This is a genomic window from Aeribacillus sp. FSL K6-2833, assembly GCF_037965815.1.
Taxonomy (GTDB): Bacteria; Bacillota; Bacilli; order Bacillales; family Aeribacillaceae; genus Aeribacillus; species Aeribacillus composti.
In genome coordinates, this window is sequence record NZ_CP150189.1 from 2,413,783 (window position 1) to 2,431,999 (window position 18,217).

Consider the following 18,217-nt stretch of genomic DNA (forward strand, 5'->3'; position numbering starts at 1 on the left):
CCCCCGTCGATTTCTAGTTTTTCGGGCCCCCGGTTACATATAACACTTGCCCGTTCACAAAAGACGATCTTTCATCTGCAAAAAATGCTACCGCGTTTGCAATATCAAACGGCTTTCCGCTTCTGCCTACAGGTATATTGGCAGCTCTAGCGCTTACAAACTGCTCAAACGGCACGCCGATTCTTCTAGCTGTTTCCTTCGTCATATCAGTTTCAATAAATCCAGGCGCAACCGCATTTACCGTAATCCCAAACTTGCCAAGCTCAATGGCAAGCGTTTTGGTAAATCCTTGGATCCCTGCTTTTGCTGTTGCATAATTTGCTTGGCCGCGGTTGCCGAGAGCGGAAGTCGATGAAATATTAACAATCCGTCCGTATTTTTTTTCAACCATATATTTTTGAGCAGCCCGTGCGCAGTAAAAAGAACCTTTTAAATGAACATTCATCACGGTGTCCCAATCAGAATCTGTCATCTTGAACAATAAATTATCTCGAATGACACCGGCATTGTTGACAAGAATATCTATCGAACCGAATGTATTCACGACCTCTTCCATCGTACCTTCCACTTGTTCTCGATCAGTCACATCCGCCGCTTTTGCAAAAACCTCAAATCCCTTTTCTTTCAGTTCATTTGCTGTGGCCTTTAACGCTTCCTCATTTAGATCAATAAATGCCACTTTTGCTCCTTCCTCAGCGAAAAGCTCGACAATGCTTTTGCCGATCCCACGGCTTCCTCCTGTTATAAAAGCAACTCTCCCATCAAATCGACCAGCCATTTCTGCTCCTCCTAACCATATTTTCGAAAAATTTCGTCATTTTCGGTTAAATTTGTATTAAAGTGACGTTTCATGAATGGTTAAATAAATTGACCGATTTTTACATGTCCTTTTAAAAGGTTTCTTGCAATGATCATACGTTGAATTTCATCTGTACCGTCATAAATTCTCCAAAGCCTTGCTTCCCGGTACCATCTTTCAATTGGCAATTCTCTTGTATATCCCATTCCGCCGTGAATTTGTAAAACTCGATCCACTACTCGATTCCCCATATTTGCGCCAAACAGCTTCGCCATCGAAGCTAAATGCCGATTATCCTCTCCTTGATCAAGAGTATAGGCAGCATTTAATACCAGCCATTTTGCCGCTTCGATTTCAACAGCTGAATCAGCAATTTGCCATTGAATGGCCTGTCTTTCAGCAATCGGTTTTCCAAAAGTAATGCGCTCTTTTGCGTAGTCGATCGCCATTTGCAAAAGACGCTCAGCTGCGCCGACTGCTCTTGCTCCGACAACCCATCTAGCAAAGCCGATCCATTCCAGTCCAAGGCTATAGCCTTTATGCAATCCACCTAAAATATTTTCTTCCGGGACGCGAACATTTTCAAACACCAGCCCGGCCGGTCCCCATTCTCCCATCGTATGAATATACTCTGATCTCCACCCCATTTCTCGATCAACAATGAAGCATGTAACCCCTTCACGGCCATTGGATTCTTTATGCTTTTCTTTATCTGTAATGGCAATGACCATGACAAAGTCTGCTTCGTTTCCGCCAGTGATGAACGTTTTTTCACCGTTCAGCACCCACTCATCGCCGTCTTTTACGGCAGTCATCTTTATGTTTCGTGTATCTGACCCTGCACTTGGCTCAGTCATGGCAAAGCATGACTTCTTCTCCCCATTGATCGTCGGTATTAAATATTTTTTCTTTTGCTCTTCATTTGCATAGTAAAGAATATTATCTGCTGAACCGCCAAATTTAAATGGTACAAACGTTTTCGCAACCTCCATATAGACGATCGCCAGCATAACATTTCCTAAATCTGCTCCTCCGTATTCGGCTGGTGTGTTAATTCCCCAAAAACCAGCTTCTTTCGCTTTCAGCTGAAGCTCTTCAAGCTTGCCAGGCGGAAGGCTGGGCTTTCCTTCCCTTTCATTTCTGAGCACTTCATTTTCCAAAGGCATTAACTCTTTTTCAACAAATTTTTTTATCGTTTTTTGAACCATTTTTTGCTCCTCAGATAGACGTAAGTTCATGTTAATCTCTCCATCCTTTTCCAATTAAGATGAACTATTGATTCTCCTATACTACCGGCCAGAATGCATATCCCTTTGCAGCGGATTTTGATCAGGAGCTTTGAAGCGGTTGATTTTTAAACGATCAAATTTTCAATCAGCATGGCCATTCCCTGTCCACCGCCTACACAAAGAGTTGCTATACCATATCGGTTATTTCTTCGCATCATTTCATAAAGCAATGTCGTGACAATCCGTGCTCCGGTCGCACCTAAAGGGTGGCCGAGAGCGATCGCCCCACCATTCACATTTACTTTTTCATAGTCAAGGTTTAGTTCGCGAATGACTGCAAGCGCCTGAGAAGCAAACGCTTCATTCAGTTCGATTAAATCGATATCTTCCATCTTTTTTCCTGTTCGCTCCAGCAATTTTTGCACCGCTGGAACGGGTCCGATCCCCATAATTTCCGGGGATACGCCTGATTGCGCCCAATTTACAATCCGGGCTAATGGCTGAATGTTCAACCTTTTTGCCTTTTCTTCGCTCATGATGACCAATGCGCTCGCGCCGTCATTTCTGCCGCACGCATTACCTGCTGTCACCGTTCCGTTATGCCGAAAGGCCGGTTTTAATTGCTGCAATTTTTCCAAGGTTGTATTCGGGCGCGGATGTTCATCTGTATGAAAAATGAACGAATTTTTCTTGCTGTTGATTTCAATCGGAACAATTTCAGCTTGAAAATTCCCTTCTTGGATGGCTCTCTCTGCGCGCTTTTGGCTTTCTAATGCAAATAAATCTTGTTCTTTCCGTGAAATATTATATTTTTCCGCAACATTTTCTGCGGTTATGCCCATTCCCAGCTGATCTCCATAGATTTCATTCGGCTGCTGACCTGCCTCAGTATTGGAATCTACCAAATACGGCTGTCCCGCGCCAAAGCGAACACCTCTTAAATAGAAAGGCGCCCTTGACATATTTTCCGTGCCGCCGGCAACGACAATTTCCGCATGGCCTGTTAAAATTTGCTGTACAGCTGAAGCGATTGCCTGCATTCCTGAGGCGCATAAACGATTCACAGTAAAGGCGGTTGCCGTTTCAGGGATTCCTGCCCGCAATGCGGCGACTCTGGCAACATTTGAAGATTCCGTCGTTTGCCTTACCTCGCCTAAAATCACTTCATCTACTTGGGTTGGCCCGATTTTTGCTCTTTTTATTGCCTCTTTGATAACATGACTAGCCAAAAATCCGGAATTGATATCCTTTAATGCTCCGCCATACCGGCCGATCGCTGTTCGAACAGCGCTGGCAATGACTATGTTCTCCATGTACGTTCCTCCCCCGGAGAGCAGCTTTAAAATTTTTTTATATTATTTTCCAGCAATCTTTTGTTATCCGTTTCGAAACACTTGCATTTACAGCATGACCATAATGGTTATTGGCCGTATTCCTTTTGTAATTGGCGGGCAATGATGTTTTTTTGAATTTCCGATGTTCCTTCATAAATTCTCGTAATCCGGGCATCTCGATAAAATCTTTCAATTGGATAATCTGAAATATAGCCAATACCGCCATGAATTTGAACAGCTTTATCTGCGACACGGTTATACACTTCCGACCCGTATAGCTTTAACATTGCTGCCTCTTTTATCACTTTCATTCCTTGATCTACCATCCACGCAACACGGTAGGTAAATGAACGCAATGCTTCAATTTCCATTGCCATTTCTGCAAGCATGTGAGCAACAGCCTGGTGTTCAATAATCGGAACATCAAATTGAATGCGTTCTTTTGCATATTGAACGGATAAGTCTAAAAGCTTTTGACAAGATCCTAAATTTCTGGCTGCTAATCCGGCTCGGCCATTCGCTAAAATTTTTAATGCATTCACATATCCTTGGCCTTCCTCCCCTAAAATATTTTCAGCTGGAACCTCGCAATCTTCTAAAATAATTTCAGCAGAATGAGAGCCTTTCAACCCCATTTTCTTTTCAACTGCTCCAACACGAAAGCCGGGGAAGTCCTTTTCTACGATAAAGGAAGTGATTCCCTTTGATCCTTTAGATGCGTCTGTTACGGCCATGACGGTGAAAACATCCGCTACCGTAGCGTTTGTTATATAATGCTTTGTGCCATTCAAAATATATTTATCTCCTTTTTTGATCGCGGTCGTTTTTAAGTTGGTTGCATTGGAACCAGCGCTTGGCTCCGTCAAAGCAAATGCTCCTATTTTCTCCCCCCGCGCCATGGCTGGCAAGTATTTTTTCTTTTGCTCTTCATTGCCCATTTCGACAATTCCGACTGTGCCGATGCCAGTGTGTGCTCCGATTAATGTTGTAAAACCGTTTTGGGTGGCGCCAATTTCTTCATATAAAGCACATTTCCCCACCATCCCGATTCCAAGCCCGCCGTATTCTTCGGGGATGCTTAATCCAAACAAGCCCAGTTCCTTGGACATTTCCACAATATGTTCGGGGATTTTATCTTCTTCTTCAATTTGTTTCGCAACTGCTTCGACTTCTGCTTGAACAAAATCTCGCACATTTCTTTTTAACAATTCGATTTCTTCATCCAGCTGAAAATCCATTTTTTCACCTCTTTTGTCCCCAATTTATAGCTTGCTTCACTGATGGTTTATTCGAGCAAACCGGTTGGATGAAGCCGAATCGTCCATCTCTGTCCGCTTCACTCTGTCATAGAAACGGTTCACCCAAGATGCTTGCAATACATGCAAACAAGTTAGCCGTTTGATCAAAAAAGTGCCGACAAGACAAATTCATTCCATGAGGGAAAACTTTCAACGTTTTAAAAACGCTTTCCTTTCATGCTGCGAATCGCACCCGTTTTCCGAATAACTATCTAGCATATAGAGATTTTCCCTAATCCTCTCTCTCTTCATGGCAGCTTTGCTAAAAACAGCACAAGACTTTTGAATGGAAATTCCGATCTTCAGGAAAACCAAATTTTTAATGCGGTTTAGAAACTGAGGACCTTTAACTTTTTAAATTCCTCTGTCAACATAGGGACCACGTCAAACAAGTCACCGACAATTCCGTAATCCGCCACTTTAAATATGTTTGCTTCCGGATCTTTATTAATGGCGACAATCACTTTTGAATTGGACATGCCGGCTAAATGTTGAATCGCTCCAGATATTCCGCAGGCAATATATAAATCAGGTGTAACTACTTTGCCAGTTTGGCCGATCTGCATCGAATAATCGCAATATCCAGCGTCACAAGCTCCGCGGGATGCCCCGACAGCTCCTCCCAATACTTCCGCAAGCTCTTGGAGCGGTTTAAAGCCTTCTGCACTTTTCACTCCACGACCTCCGGCGATAATTACTTTTGCTTCTGAAAGATCAACACCTTCAGCAGCTTTTCGAACGACATCCTTTACGATCGTGCGCAAGTCTTTTATTTCAACCGATATGGAAGCAACTTTACCTGTTCTTTCCTCATTTTTCTCCAATGGCGCTATATTGTTTGGTCGAACAGTAGCCAACATAATCCCCTCTGTTACCACTCTCTTTTCGAATGCTTTTCCCGAATAGATGGGTCGTATAAAGGTGATATTGTCACCGTCTGCCTCAATAGCTGTTACATCAGAGACGAGCCCTGCGTTTAATTTTGCGGCAATTTTCGGTGAAAGATCTTTTCCTAGTGACGTATGACCGAAGACGATTCCTTCTGGTTTTTCCTCCTCAATCACTGCCATCAGCGCTTGAGCATACCCATCAGGAGTATAATGCTTAAATTTTTCATTTTCCGCCACTACCACCCGATCCGCTCCATAGGCTATCATGTCTGAAGCAAGATTTGCTGCTTTTTCACCTATTAAAATTCCAACAACCTCTCCTCCGTTTGCTAACACTTTTGCAGCTGCAATTGCTTCAAACGAAACATTGCGCAGCGCTTTATCGCGTATCTCTCCTAAAACGATTACTTTTCTTGCCATCCTCATCTCCCCTTTGTCGTGATTAAATGATTTTTGCTTCGCTTCTTAATAATGAAACAAGTTCTTTTGCCTGATCTTCTAATTCACCTTTTAATATCTTGCCCGCCTCTTTTTTAGGAGGTAAGAAGATTTCTAATACTTTCGTTTTTGGCTCGACATCATCTTCTTCCAAATCCAAGTCATCTAATTCTAATTGCTCCAGCGGCTTTCTCTTTGCTTTCATAATGCCAGGCAAAGATGGATAACGGGGCTCATTCAATCCTTGTTGAGCGGTGACCAACAAAGGAAGCGACGCTTCAATCACTTCTACATCCCCTTCGACATCACGCTCAATTTTTACTTTTCTTCCGTCAATTTCTAGCTTTGTGATCGCTGTTACATAAGGTATTCCAAGCAGTTCGGCAACGCGAGGTCCTACTTGGCCGCTTCCGCCGTCAATCGCTACATTACCGGCTAAAATAAGGTCATAGTTCTTTCCTTCTAAATAGGTTGAAAGAACTTTTGCTGTCGTCCATTGGTCTCCATCCTCAACATCCTCCTCAAGATTAATGAGAACTGCTTTATCTGCCCCCATTGCAAGAGCTGTACGCAATTCCTTTTCACCGTCTTCATTTCCAGCCATAACAGCTGTTACTTCTCCGCCTTGTTCATCGCGAATTTGAATGGCTTCTTCAATGGCGTACTCGTCATATGGATTGATGATAAATTCTGCTCCTTCCTCCTGAATGATTCCATCAGTCAATATAATTTTCTCTTCCGTATCAAACGTTCGTTTGATCAAAACGCATATGTTCATATTTATCACTCCAGTCTTTTTTTAGAACTTAATGTGCTGACCGCTGCCAATTTTTCAGCTGATCGTTTTTTAAAAAGCTTCAAACATTTCTTTTCTGTGATTTTTCCTCTTCTACTAATAATCTTTTTAATAGTTTTCCAACCGAATTTCTCGGAAGGCTGTCACGAATCTCGAATTCTTTTGGCACTTTATATCTCGCTAATTTGGCATAACAAAATCCTTTTAATTCTTCAATGTCCATTTCGCTATTATGTTTCGGAACAATATACGCCTTCACGATTTCCCCTTCGTTTTGATGAGGAATCCCGACAACTGCTGCTTCTTTTACATTTGGATGCTCATATAAAACGCTTTCAACTTCTTGCGGATATACATTAAATCCCCCAACGATGATCATTTCTTTCTTTCTGCCGACAATATAGAAATATCCTTCATCATCCATCATGGCCAAATCCCCTGTATAAAGCCATCCGTTTTGAATAGCCTGTTTGGTTTCCGCCTCATTGTTCCAGTACCCTTTCATCACTTGCGGCCCTTTAATTAAGAGCTCCCCGATCATTTTCGGACCTAGCTCATGATCATTTTCATCGACAATTTTGCAATCTGTAGCCGGCAACGGAATACCAATGCTTCCAACTACCCGTTTTCCAAATGGCGGATTGCGGTGGGTGGTCGGCGAAGCTTCGGACAAGCCGTACCCTTCACCAATTGCCGCTCCTGTCAGCTTTTCAAAACGTCTTAACACCTCCACCGGCAAAGGTGCTGAACCTGAAGTGCAAACTTTTAGTTTTTTTAAATCATATTGATCGATGTCAGGGTGATTGACAAATGCGTTATACATCTTCGGAACGCCTGGAAATTGACTTGGCCGATATTTCTGTATTTTTTCAAGAATATCTTGAACGTCAAACTTTTGGAACAACAGTATTTTGGCACCAATGTAAATCCCTAAATTCATCGCACATGTCATCGCATAAACATGATACAAAGGGATTGCCGTCAAAATGATTTCTTCTCCGAAAATCATTTTATCGCCATACATCAAATAACTTTGAATGACATTGGAGGTTAAATTATAATGTGTCAGCATCGCACCTTTCATTTTCCCTGTAGTCCCGCCAGTATACTGAATCACTGCCACATCCTCTTTTGCTTGGACATCCGTACATTTTTCAAGCTGTTTAGAATAATCTATTAAGGCTTTCAAATCGATAAATTGCCGATCTTTTTCTTCCGTGTTTTTTTGAGAAACGAAGATCTTTTTAAAAGGATATATGTGTTTTGCTTCTTTTATTTTTATTAAAGCGTTTTCATCAGCCACTATATATGAGATTTGTGAATCAACGATAATTTGCAAAAGCTCCCTAACCGTGTAAAATGGGTTAATTTGCACAACGGTTAAACCTAATGCAAGTGCTGCGTAATATGAGATAATATAATGAGGATGGTTGGCAAGCATTAACCCGATTCTTTCCCCTTTTTGAAGCCCCATTTCGTTCCATGCTGCAGCTAGTTGATCGACTCGGCATTTTAACTCGTTATAAGTGATTTCTTCATTTTCAAAAATGACGGCAATGTTTTTGCCAAATCGCTTTGAAGTTTGCTCCAAAAAATTGTATAAAGATACTTCTGGAAAATTGAATGTTGACGGTTGATCTTTATACCATTTGCTCCACGGGCGTCCTTCTAGCAATTCCAAAATTGCAACCTCCTGCGCTTTTTATTGAAGACAAATAGCTTCTTTTCAGTTTATGACCCTTAACGTTCATAACTGTTCACATCTATGCCGTTATTTTTTCTGAATTTTCATAAAATTAATTCGTTAGAAGGCACTTCTTTTCCTCTTATCTCGAAACAAAATTGCCAAAAGCTTCCCACCTGAATCCGATTCAACCAAAGCATCTAACAGTTCCCCGTTCTTACAGAGAACTGCCTCCATCAATTGCGACAATTTGGCCTGTCACATAATTGCTGGCAGGGCTTGCAAAAAAGAGCACCAAAGCCTTTAATGAATCCGTATCACCGATTTTTCCTAACGGGTTACGTTTTTTTATTTCGTCTCCTTTTTGGCGAAGGGTATAATCTGTCATTTTTGTATGGAAAAATCCCGGAGCAATCGCATTAACATGAATGTTGTGCTTTGCCCACTTACGGGCTAGCTCTTTTGTAAAATGATGAATGGCTGCTTTGCTTACGCTGTAACCTGTCGCATTTAAAATTTCAGGAGATTCAGCTTTTAATCCGGCAACAGAACCAATATTGATAATTTTTCCATATTGTTGTTTAATCATATGCTTGCCTGCTTCTTTCGACATGAGGAAAGTACCTGTTATATTCACATCGATCACTTTTTGCCAAGCCTCAAGCGGCATGTCTTCAACATCGGCTCCCCAAGTTGTGCCGCTATTGTTGATTAAAATATCGATTTTGCCAAAATCATTGATCACCTCGGTTATAAATTGCCGGACGCTTTCTTCATTTTGAACGAAGCATTGATACCCTTTCGCGTGAATATTGTATTGTTTTTGAATGTTTTCAGCTGTTTGCCTGCAATTTTCAACCTTTCGGGAACAAATCGCCACATGACAGCCTGATGCTGCTAAAGCCTCTGCCATATGTTTTCCCAGCCCGGTCCCGCCGCCGGTAACGACGGCCACTTGATCGCGAATATGAAAAAGTTTATTTAGCACAAGCCATTCACTGCCTTTCCTTAAACTTCTTCGAGAATTTTTCTTGCGATAATGATTCTTTGAATCTCATTGGTTCCTTCATATATTTTTGTAATTCTGGCATCCCGGTAGTACCGTTCAACTGGATATTCCGATACATACCCCATCCCGCCATGAATTTGGACAGCGCGATCTGCAACACGGTTAAAGACTTCAGAAGCAAATAGTTTGGCCATTGCTGCTTCTTTCATCACGTTTTTCCCTTCGTCCACCATCTGTGCGGCCTTTAACGTTAACGTTCGAGCCGCTTCTGTTTCTGTCGCCATATCCGCAAGCATCCATTGAACCGCTTGAAAATGAGCAATCGGCTTCCCAAACTGGATTCTTTCTTTTGCATAGGCAGCTGACAGCTCAATAAGCTTATCACACGAGCCGACCGACCTGGCCGCCAGCCCAATCCGTCCTTCTGCCAAAATTTTTAAGGCTGATATATATCCTTTGCCAACCTCGCCAATAACGTTTTCTTCTGGAACTATGCAATTTTCCAAAATGACTTGTGCTGTATGAGATCCTCTTAATCCCATTTTTTTATCTTTTTTCCCTATGATTAATCCGGGAAAATCCCTTTCAACGACAAAGGCTGTAATCCCTCCTTTCGCTCCTTTCTCCTTATCCGTTACCGCAAAAATGGTAAAAATATCAGCTATTGGGGCATTTGTTATAAAATGTTTGATTCCGTTTAAAACCCAGTAATCTCCCTTCTTTTCCGCCCTTGTTGAAATATTTGTAGCATCCGAACCAGCCCCAGGCTCGGACAAGGCAAAACAGGCTATTTTTTCTCCGGCCGCCATTGCTGGTAAATATTTTCTTTTTAAGTCATCAGAACCGAGCTTCACTAATCCTGTGCTACCGATTCCTGTATGTGCACTTATCATGCTGACAAAGCCGTTATGCGTACGACCAAGCTGCTCAAGAACGATCGCTTTACCAAGCGTATTTAAACCGATCCCGCCGTACTCCTCAGGAATACTGATTCCGAACAGGCCCAGTTCTTTCGCTTGATCGATGATATGTTGGGGAATTTGATCCTCTTCTTCTATTTGTTGAGCATATGGTTCCACTTCATTGTCCACAAACTGCTTCACCATTTGCTTCATCTGGTCGATTTCCTGTATCGTTGTTTCAAGCATGCAGCTTCCTCCTCAACAAGTTTTCATTTTTTTATAAGCAATAAGCGTGCCAATGGCACATGATCGTTTTATTGCTTTTTTCCGAAATGCAGCGGGGGAAAATAATTCATAAATAAATCACTTTGTAGAAAAGTCTTTATTTCTCGGAAAAATATTTGATTCAAATATGAATCGATCAAATCAGTTTTGATTCACAAAAAACTCCAATCCTTTCTCGAAAAAGATTGAAGTAAATTTATTTTTATCAGCATTGTTTAAGAGGAGTATAAATGATCTTTGCATGCTAGTTTTCATGACCATTTATATTTAAGTTGTATTTTCTCAGCTTTCGAACCACTGTCGGCTGACTCGTTTGCAGTGCTTCCGCTATTTCATACGTCGTTTTATATTTTTTACAAGCCATTCTTAAAATATTCTTTTCAGCTTGCTCCATCGCTTCCTTTAAAGATGGAATATTCGAATGGAACGTATTTTCATTTTGATATTCCGGCGGCAAATGATGAACCTTTAACAATTGATCCCGATTTACGAGCACAATTCTTTCAATCAAATTGGACAGCTCGCGAATGTTTCCCGGCCAATGGTAATGGTAAAAAAAGTCTTTTAATTCAGGGTCTATTTTCTTTTGCTTGCGATATTTTTTGTTTACATTTCGCAAAAACACTTCTACTAATGGCAAAATGTCCTCTTTTCTTTCTCTTAGAGGAGGGATGTGAATCGGCACGACATTTAAACGATAAAATAAATCTTCTCGAAACTCCCCTTTTTTGACCATTTCTTTCAAATCACGATTTGTTGCTGCAATAATTCTCACGTCTACCTTTTTTGTTTTCGTACCACCCAACCTTTGTACTTCTCTTTCTTGAATCACGCGCAATAATTTGACTTGCAAGTTTAATGGCAATTCTCCCACTTCGTCTAAAAACAGCACGCCCTTGTCAGCCGCCTCAAACAAACCTTGTTTTCCCTTTGCATTCGCTCCGGTAAAAGCGCCGCCTTCATATCCAAAAAGCTCAGATTCCAATAATTCAGGGGGAATGGCTCCGCAATTGACCTTAACAAATTCCCCTTTAAACCTTCTTTCGCTATTGTCATAAATATGCCGAGCCAACACATCCTTCCCAACGCCCGTTTCGCCTAAAATCAATACGGTTGCATCTACATTGATAATTCGATTGGCAGTGTCGTAAATGAATTTCATCTGCTGGCTATTGACAACGACATCATGCTCATCTTCCTTGTTTCTTTTTAATCGGTCAATCTCTTTTTTATATGTCTCATTTAATTCATTTGCTTTTTTTAAGGCTTTCTGGAGCTCATTTAATTCGGACAAGTCGCGAATATTTGTGACAACTCCCTCAATTTCGCCGTTTTCGTTAAAAATCGGATTGCCTGTTAACAATGTTTCTCTTCCTGAATAGTTTAGTTGGACAACTGACACCGTTCTTTTTGTTTTCAAAACTTTATGGGTTACAGAGTCTTTTAAAATCCCTCTCTTTTGGAGATAATCTACCTTTTTCCCAATATAGTATTCTTTTGGAATTCCAGTAATTCGTTCGATTGCCGAATTCGTTTTAATCGTAACACCTTCTTTATCCGTAATATAAATGCCGTCGTAAGAGTTTTCGATAATGGCGTCTAATTCACGGTTAAGGCGATGGGTCTCTTTTAACTCATCAAGCAATGAAATTAAATCTAAGGAAAAAGTCCCTATATAAAAGAAATGTTGAGATTCTTCTATTTTCGTTTTCAGAAACATGCAGCTTTTCCCTTCCACCTCCGTTCGCACAACTTTTCCATGTTTGAATTCTTCCCATATATGAAATATGTCGTGTATTTTTTTATGTTTAGTAGAAGTACGGACGTATTCATTGAATACTTCGTTGCCAAAGAGGATTTCTTCGTTGGGGGACATGACAAAATAGGGAAAGGGGATTTGAAATTGAACGGCTGAGCTCATCTAACCACCTCTATCTCACAGTTTTGCGGATTTTTTAGGTTGGCGATTTTTCGCCTCTTTACATATATTTGATTTACGAACCAGTTTCTACAAAAAATGTGGATGATTATTAAAAGAATACAATACTTTAATGATTTAGTAAATAATCCCAATACACATGAAAAAACCCCATTTGGATGGAGTGATCCAAACGAGGTTTTAAGCAATTAATCGATTTATATAAACAATCCGTCTTTAAAGCCGATTTCATAAATATAAAAGGTGCCGTATAATATACTAATTGCTCCGGCAAGCGAGCAAATGAACGGAACATATTTTTTCACTTTGCTTCCGAGAATAAACGGCAGGCCGAGAATGGTTGTAAAACAAAACATGCCGACGATCGTCCCGACTCCGAAAATGCAGATGTATAAAAACGCTTGAAAATAGCTTTCAACAGTTGTCATCGTTAACAGCACCATTGTCGCGCTTCCTGCCAAACCGTGAATAAAACCGATGATCAATGATTTAATATTTGTATATTCCGTTTCATCGTTTCGCGCCAGTTTGTGCCTGCCATCGCGAAGACTTAAAATTCCTAAAATCACTAACATAATCCCGACGAATAATTCCAATGTCAATGAAACCTTCTCCGGAATAGCTGTTTTTAATCCGATCACGATCATCCCGATCAACAAAAGGGTAGCGGTGTGTCCAATTCCCCAATATACTCCTGTTAAACTGGATTTCTTTAAAGTTTTTGTCCTGCTGGCAATTGTGGACACAGCAATCACATGATCCGGTTCAGTTGCATGTTTCATCCCGAGAATCAATCCGAAAAAAAGCACGGATAAAAAATTGACTGACACATTTTTCACCTCTTCTATTTATCTCTTTAATATTTTCGTAATAGGATTGGAGGTTCTTTTAATAGATAAGCTCTTGCCAATCGGTGAACTTCCAAAAACAGCCCCTCAATGTGATCGGTATGGTTTCCTAAAATTCTAATCATAAAGGCAGATGGCAAAAATCTTGAAATGCCGATCCGTCCATCAAACGGTCCTCCCTGCAAATGGCATGAAACCTTTTCCATTAATTTATCATCCACTTTATCAGAAATAACGAGGAACGAACCGTAATGTGTATAGCCTTCCATATTCAATAATTGATCAATTCCCCGATCCCCTTGTTGATAAAAATGATCGAACAAAATCAATCGATTTTCCTTATAAACTTTTAATTTTAGCCGAATTGCATCGAAACAGAACGGCTGCCCGGTTTCAGACCAGCCCGGCGTAATAATTTCTTTGTACAAAAAGGCTGCACCCTTTTCCATATGGACGATGGTTTCCTGCTCAAAGCGGGCCTGTTCATAAACGATCAACGGATCTGACAAACATTCCAGCACGCTGTCTTTTTGCAATGTAAACAAGAATTTCTGCTTGACAGGTTTTTTCGGTGTTTTATAAATTTTCGTTGAAGATTGTGACGTCACCGCAAGCCTTGCCTTTTCACCTAAGGAAATTTCTTGTGCGTATTCATCCCCGTCTACACATCCGCCGCCGACATGAATCACATAAACGATCGGTATCGACGATTCCGTATAGACCGGCTTTGTCATTTTCAAAGCTCCTTGAAAAAAGTGATCCGTAATTACGGTCCGCTCCCCTTTTTGCTCCGCGCGAATCTGCAAAATTCCTTCCATTTCTACAACCCTGCCAGCAGCGCATTTCGTTTAATCCAATTGATCACATTTTCTAAACCAATTTCTTCCTTTAAATTAGTAAAAAAGAACGGTCGCTCCCCCCGCATCATTTTCGTATCTTGTTCCATGATTTCAAGACTTGCACCGACATAAGGAGCGAGGTCGATTTTATTGATGATAAACAAATCAGACTTAATCATCCCTTGTCCCCCTTTTCTTGGGATTTTTTCCCCTTGGGCAACATCAATGATATAAATGGAGAAATCGACTAATTCCGGGCTGAAGGTTGCCGCTAAGTTATCTCCGCCGCTTTCAACAAAAATCATATCTAAATCCTCGTGTCTTTCTTTTAACTCATCAATTGCCGCAAAATTCATCGATGCATCCTCACGAATGGCCGTATGGGGACAGCCGCCTGTTTCGACGCCGATAATCCGATCCTCCGGAAGAACGCTGTTTTTTATTAAAAATAAGGCATCCTCTTTTGTATAAATATCATTAGTGACAACAGCAACACTGAATTCCTTTGACAAATAGCGAGTCAATTTTTCCACTAGCAGCGTTTTGCCGGCTCCTACTGGCCCTCCAATTCCGATTCGTATAGGTTCCATTTTGACTGATTCGGGATTAGCCCCAAATCTTTCCCCCCTTATCTTTTGATCAAGCTTTGCAGTTTTTTTTGAAAAGAAGCAGATCGCTTCTTACGCTTTCCAGCCTTTTCGCTTCAGCCAAGCATGCAGAGAGTTTGTAAAAATAATGAAACTCTGAAAACAGTCTGTTAAGACATAAAAAGTCTTACATGCAATTGCTCATGCCTCATTTGTGCAATTTCAAGGCCAGGTAATTGCGCACCTAAATCGTCGATCGATAGTTTGCCAATTTTTAAAACAGCTCTCCTCACATCCTCCTGCAAATCTTTTAATAGCAGCTGCCCTTCTTTTTGACCGATCGGAATGCCGCGGACTCCGTTTTGTACAAGCGTTTGAATAGTGGAATACAAATACGTTACAAGCGTTGTTTTTTCATCCGCTCCTATTTTTATCCCGACAATGGCAAAAACGAGAGCCGCATGTCCGTAAAGCTTCTTCGCTTTTATTTTTTGAGCATATTGTTGCAGTGTTGGATGAGGGTAAATATTTAAACAAAGCTTCAGCATTTGCTCGCCAATTCTTCGGTTCCCTTCTTTCGTTTCTTTAGCCATTGAGCTGGCGTAAAGAATCTCATCCAGCTTCCAAAGCTCCTCTTGTTTCCCTTCTTTTTCAAATTGATATGCAAGCCGGCAAGCCAGTCCGTCCGTATAGACGAGCTGCTTGTCAATGTACGTTTTTAAAAAACTTTTAAATGTACTTGCATCTTTTATTTTCTGCTCAACAATATATGTTTCGAATCCGAACGAGTGGGAGAAGGCTCCGGAAGGAAAGTTTGAATCGCATATCTGCAATAAAGGCAGCCAATCAATCATGGTGATGATGTCCGACATATCGAAAAGGTTGTTTTATTTTTCGTTTCTCCCGTTTGCATGGAATGTTCAGCTCGTTTGCAAGTTGTTCTACAAGATGATCGTATTGCACGATCATTTCATTTCCTTCAAACTGAGCCGGCAAATGTCTGTTGCCGATTTGATGTGCAATTTCTCCCATCTCTTTCAGCGTAGCCGGACAAATGACAAGGACATCTTCAGGCAGGACAGAAATAATGATCATATTGTTTTCATCTTCATATAAAATGTCACCATCTGCCAGCTTCTTTTCTTCCTTTAAACGAATCCCTATTTCGTTCCCGTGGTCTGTTTTCACTCGTTGAATTCTTTTGAGCAGATCATCGCTTCTTAAATAGACGCGCTCCACATGTTTTTCCTTTACTGCTTTTGCATAAATATTTCCAAGTGTTTCTTTAATAATCATCCGTCTTCACCTCAAAACAGAAAATATCTTTGCGCCATCGGAACAACTTCAACCGGCTCACAATTGATCAATTCACCGTCCACCTTTACCTCATACGTTTGTGGATCGACTTCGATAGAAGGAGTTTCACCATTAAAAACCATGTCCTTTTTCGTCAATGTACGAACTCCTTTGACGGGTTTCACGATTTTTTGCAACTTTAACTTTTCGGGAATGCCGGCTTTTATTGCTGCTTTTGACAAAAATGTGATCGATGTTTGTGAGACAGCTTTGCCAAATGATCCGAACATCGGACGGTAATAAACAGGCTGCGGAGTTGGAATGGATGCATTTGGGTCTCCCATCAAACTATAGGCAATCATTCCGCCCTTGATGATCATTTCCGGCTTCACCCCAAAAAAGGCCGGATTCCAAACAACTAAATCCGCCAATTTGCCGACTTCTACAGAGCCGACATATTCAGATATTCCGTGGGCAATCGCAGGATTGATCGTATATTTTGCCACATATCTTTTCACTCTGAAATTGTCATGATCTTGGCCGTCTCCCTTTAAGGAGCCCCGCTGCTTTTTCATTTTATCTGCGGTTTGCCATGTCCGCGTAATCACTTCGCCGACCCTTCCCATCGCTTGCGAGTCGGAACTGATCATGCTGAATACGCCAAGGTCATGAAGAATATCTTCCGCCGCAATCGTTTCTTTGCGAATGCGGGAATCTGCGAAGGCGATATCTTCAGGAATAGCCGGATCCAAATGATGGCAAACCATCAGCATATCTAAATGTTCCTCGAGCGTGTTGACTGTAAACGGTCTTGTCGGATTTGTCGAAGAAGGCAAAACGTTTGGCAGGCTGGCCATTTTCATAATATCCGGAGCGTGTCCCCCGCCTGCGCCTTCCGTATGGTATGTATGAATGACCCGGTCTTTAATCGCTGCAATGGTGTCTTCTACAAAACCGGCTTCATTTAACGTATCTGTATGGATGGCAACTTGCACATCATACTCGTCAGCTACGGATAAACACTGATCGATCGCCGCCGGTGTTGAACCCCAGTCCTCATGCAGTTTTAAACCAACTGCACCTGCTTTGATTTGCTCCTCTAACGCTTTTTTTCCGGATGAATTTCCTTTCCCTAAAAAGCCGAAATTCATAGGAAAATGTTCAACTGACTCCAGCATTCTATAAATATTCCATTCACCCGGTGTACAAGTCGTTGCATTTGTCCCTGTTGCAGGCCCCGTTCCTCCTCCTATCATTGTTGTAATTCCAGATGTCAAAGCTGTTTCAATTTGCTGAGGGCATATAAAATGAATATGGGTATCGATTCCGCCTGCCGTAACAATCATTCCTTCTGCCGCAACGATTTCGGTTGAAGCTCCGATTACCATTGTGACGCCATCCATTAATAATGGATTTCCCGCCTTTCCGATCGCGGCAATTTTCCCATCCTTTATGCCGATATCCGCTTTATAAATACCTGTATAATCAATAATAATGGCGTTTGTGAGAACAAGATCCATCACGTCTTTCCTTTCGGCAAATGGATGCTGTCCCATTCCGTCGCGAATCACTTTCCCACCGCCGAATTTTACTTCATCTCCGTATACGGTAAAATCTTTTTCGATTTGAATGAAGAGTTCCGTATCAGCCAATCTAATGCTGTCTCCAGTTGTCGGGCCGAACATATCGGCATATTGTTTGCGCGGCATTTGAAAACTCATTTGTCCGCCTCCTTTGTCAACGGTCCGTTCGTCAAATTATTTAAACCGTACACTTCTTTTTTTCCCGAAAATTCAACGAGCTCTACGATTTTCGCATCGCCCGGCTCAAACCTTACCGCCGTTCCGGACGGAATGTTTAAATGCCTGCCGAACGCCAGCTGCCGGTCAAATTCGAGCGCCCTGTTTACTTCAAAAAAATGAAAATGCGAACCGACTTGTACTGGACGGTCCCCTCTATTGACAACATTGAGCCTGATCGCCTCTTTCCCTTTATTGCAAACAATCGGAGCTGATTTTAATCGATATTCCCCTGGAATCATTTT

At 41.4% G+C, this 18,217-nt stretch carries 17 protein-coding genes; all 17 read right to left on the reverse strand.

Annotation, left to right across the window (positions count from 1 at the left end; genetic code table 11):
- Positions 1-13: 13 nt before the first annotated feature.
- The 17 genes from NSQ94_RS11725 to NSQ94_RS11805 all read right to left on the reverse strand — a co-directional run bounded on the left by NSQ94_RS11725 (position 14) and on the right by NSQ94_RS11805 (position 18,214).
- Positions 14-778 (reverse strand): beta-ketoacyl-ACP reductase, encoded by a 765-nt coding sequence (locus tag NSQ94_RS11725; protein ID WP_130158406.1) that lies wholly within the window; start codon positions 776-778, stop codon positions 14-16.
- Between the two features lie 80 nt (positions 779-858).
- The gene (locus NSQ94_RS11730; protein WP_144598324.1) at positions 859-2,037 is read right to left on the reverse strand and encodes an acyl-CoA dehydrogenase family protein; all 1,179 of its coding nucleotides are present in this window, start codon (positions 2,035-2,037) and stop codon (positions 859-861) included.
- A gap of 116 nt (positions 2,038-2,153) precedes the next feature.
- The gene (locus NSQ94_RS11735; protein ID WP_066248708.1) at positions 2,154-3,341 is read right to left on the reverse strand and encodes a thiolase family protein; all 1,188 of its coding nucleotides are present in this window, start codon (positions 3,339-3,341) and stop codon (positions 2,154-2,156) included.
- A gap of 107 nt (positions 3,342-3,448) precedes the next feature.
- Positions 3,449-4,600, reverse strand: coding sequence for an acyl-CoA dehydrogenase family protein (locus NSQ94_RS11740; protein ID WP_339229192.1), 1,152 nt, complete (start codon positions 4,598-4,600; stop codon positions 3,449-3,451).
- Positions 4,601-4,989: 389 nt separating this feature from the next.
- Positions 4,990-5,970, reverse strand: a complete 981-nt coding sequence (locus tag NSQ94_RS11745) for an electron transfer flavoprotein subunit alpha/FixB family protein (protein WP_063386872.1) — start codon at positions 5,968-5,970, stop codon at positions 4,990-4,992.
- Between the two features lie 22 nt (positions 5,971-5,992).
- On the reverse strand, positions 5,993-6,766 hold the full coding sequence (locus NSQ94_RS11750; RefSeq protein ID WP_339229194.1) for an electron transfer flavoprotein subunit beta/FixA family protein: 774 nt from the start codon (positions 6,764-6,766) through the stop codon (positions 5,993-5,995).
- A gap of 79 nt (positions 6,767-6,845) precedes the next feature.
- Positions 6,846-8,465, reverse strand: coding sequence for a long-chain fatty acid--CoA ligase (locus NSQ94_RS11755; protein ID WP_339229196.1), 1,620 nt, complete (start codon positions 8,463-8,465; stop codon positions 6,846-6,848).
- Between the two features lie 220 nt (positions 8,466-8,685).
- The gene (locus NSQ94_RS11760) at positions 8,686-9,456 is read right to left on the reverse strand and encodes a glucose 1-dehydrogenase (protein ID WP_066248722.1); all 771 of its coding nucleotides are present in this window, start codon (positions 9,454-9,456) and stop codon (positions 8,686-8,688) included.
- A 20-nt stretch (positions 9,457-9,476) separates the two neighbouring features.
- Positions 9,477-10,625 (reverse strand): acyl-CoA dehydrogenase family protein, encoded by a 1,149-nt coding sequence (locus NSQ94_RS11765; protein ID WP_339229198.1) that lies wholly within the window; start codon positions 10,623-10,625, stop codon positions 9,477-9,479.
- Between the two features lie 283 nt (positions 10,626-10,908).
- The gene (locus tag NSQ94_RS11770; RefSeq protein ID WP_063386867.1) at positions 10,909-12,585 is read right to left on the reverse strand and encodes a sigma 54-interacting transcriptional regulator; all 1,677 of its coding nucleotides are present in this window, start codon (positions 12,583-12,585) and stop codon (positions 10,909-10,911) included.
- A 215-nt stretch (positions 12,586-12,800) separates the two neighbouring features.
- Entirely contained in the window at positions 12,801-13,433 is a 633-nt protein-coding gene (locus NSQ94_RS11775) for an urease accessory protein UreH (RefSeq protein ID WP_311067169.1), read from the reverse strand.
- 26 nt (positions 13,434-13,459) lie between these two features.
- Positions 13,460-14,269 carry an urease accessory protein UreD gene (locus NSQ94_RS11780; protein ID WP_339229200.1) on the reverse strand — a complete coding sequence of 270 codons (810 nt, stop codon included), beginning with the start codon at positions 14,267-14,269 and terminating at the stop codon, positions 13,460-13,462.
- 2 nt (positions 14,270-14,271) lie between these two features.
- Positions 14,272-14,880: an urease accessory protein UreG gene (gene ureG / locus NSQ94_RS11785; protein WP_339229202.1), complete on the reverse strand. Its 609-nt coding sequence runs from the start codon at positions 14,878-14,880 to the stop codon at positions 14,272-14,274.
- A 167-nt stretch (positions 14,881-15,047) separates the two neighbouring features.
- Positions 15,048-15,731 carry an urease accessory protein UreF gene (locus tag NSQ94_RS11790; protein WP_327848515.1) on the reverse strand — a complete coding sequence of 228 codons (684 nt, stop codon included), beginning with the start codon at positions 15,729-15,731 and terminating at the stop codon, positions 15,048-15,050.
- Positions 15,724-16,173 carry an urease accessory protein UreE gene (ureE, locus tag NSQ94_RS11795; protein ID WP_063386864.1) on the reverse strand — a complete coding sequence of 150 codons (450 nt, stop codon included), beginning with the start codon at positions 16,171-16,173 and terminating at the stop codon, positions 15,724-15,726. Before ureE ends, NSQ94_RS11790 begins: the two co-directional genes overlap by 8 nt.
- Positions 16,174-16,184: 11 nt before the next feature.
- A complete protein-coding gene (gene ureC, locus NSQ94_RS11800) occupies positions 16,185-17,894 on the reverse strand; it encodes an urease subunit alpha (protein ID WP_066248737.1) in 1,710 nt (569 codons plus the stop codon).
- Positions 17,891-18,214 (reverse strand): urease subunit beta, encoded by a 324-nt coding sequence (locus tag NSQ94_RS11805; RefSeq protein WP_311067167.1) that lies wholly within the window; start codon positions 18,212-18,214, stop codon positions 17,891-17,893. Before NSQ94_RS11805 ends, ureC begins: the two co-directional genes overlap by 4 nt.
- Positions 18,215-18,217 lie beyond the last annotated feature (3 nt).

Bases quoted from the DNA above. Each gene is read 5' to 3' on its own strand.
- NSQ94_RS11725 (WP_130158406.1), bottom strand. From the start codon at position 778: ATGGCTGGTCGATTTGATGGGAGAGTTGCTTTTATAACAGGAGGAAGC.
- NSQ94_RS11730 (WP_144598324.1), bottom strand. From the start codon at position 2,037: ATGAACTTACGTCTATCTGAGGAGCAAAAAATGGTTCAAAAAACGATA.
- NSQ94_RS11735 (WP_066248708.1), bottom strand. From the start codon at position 3,341: ATGGAGAACATAGTCATTGCCAGCGCTGTTCGAACAGCGATCGGCCGG.
- NSQ94_RS11740 (WP_339229192.1), bottom strand. From the start codon at position 4,600: ATGGATTTTCAGCTGGATGAAGAAATCGAATTGTTAAAAAGAAATGTG.
- NSQ94_RS11745 (WP_063386872.1), bottom strand. From the start codon at position 5,970: ATGGCAAGAAAAGTAATCGTTTTAGGAGAGATACGCGATAAAGCGCTG.
- NSQ94_RS11750 (WP_339229194.1), bottom strand. From the start codon at position 6,766: ATGAACATATGCGTTTTGATCAAACGAACGTTTGATACGGAAGAGAAA.
- NSQ94_RS11765 (WP_339229198.1), bottom strand. From the start codon at position 10,625: ATGCTTGAAACAACGATACAGGAAATCGACCAGATGAAGCAAATGGTG.
- NSQ94_RS11770 (WP_063386867.1), bottom strand. From the start codon at position 12,585: ATGAGCTCAGCCGTTCAATTTCAAATCCCCTTTCCCTATTTTGTCATG.
- NSQ94_RS11780 (WP_339229200.1), bottom strand. From the start codon at position 14,269: ATGGAAGGAATTTTGCAGATTCGCGCGGAGCAAAAAGGGGAGCGGACC.
- ureG (WP_339229202.1), bottom strand. From the start codon at position 14,880: ATGGAACCTATACGAATCGGAATTGGAGGGCCAGTAGGAGCCGGCAAA.
- NSQ94_RS11790 (WP_327848515.1), bottom strand. From the start codon at position 15,731: ATGATTGATTGGCTGCCTTTATTGCAGATATGCGATTCAAACTTTCCT.
- ureE (WP_063386864.1), bottom strand. From the start codon at position 16,173: ATGATTATTAAAGAAACACTTGGAAATATTTATGCAAAAGCAGTAAAG.
- ureC (WP_066248737.1), bottom strand. From the start codon at position 17,894: ATGAGTTTTCAAATGCCGCGCAAACAATATGCCGATATGTTCGGCCCG.
- NSQ94_RS11805 (WP_311067167.1), bottom strand. From the start codon at position 18,214: ATGATTCCAGGGGAATATCGATTAAAATCAGCTCCGATTGTTTGCAAT.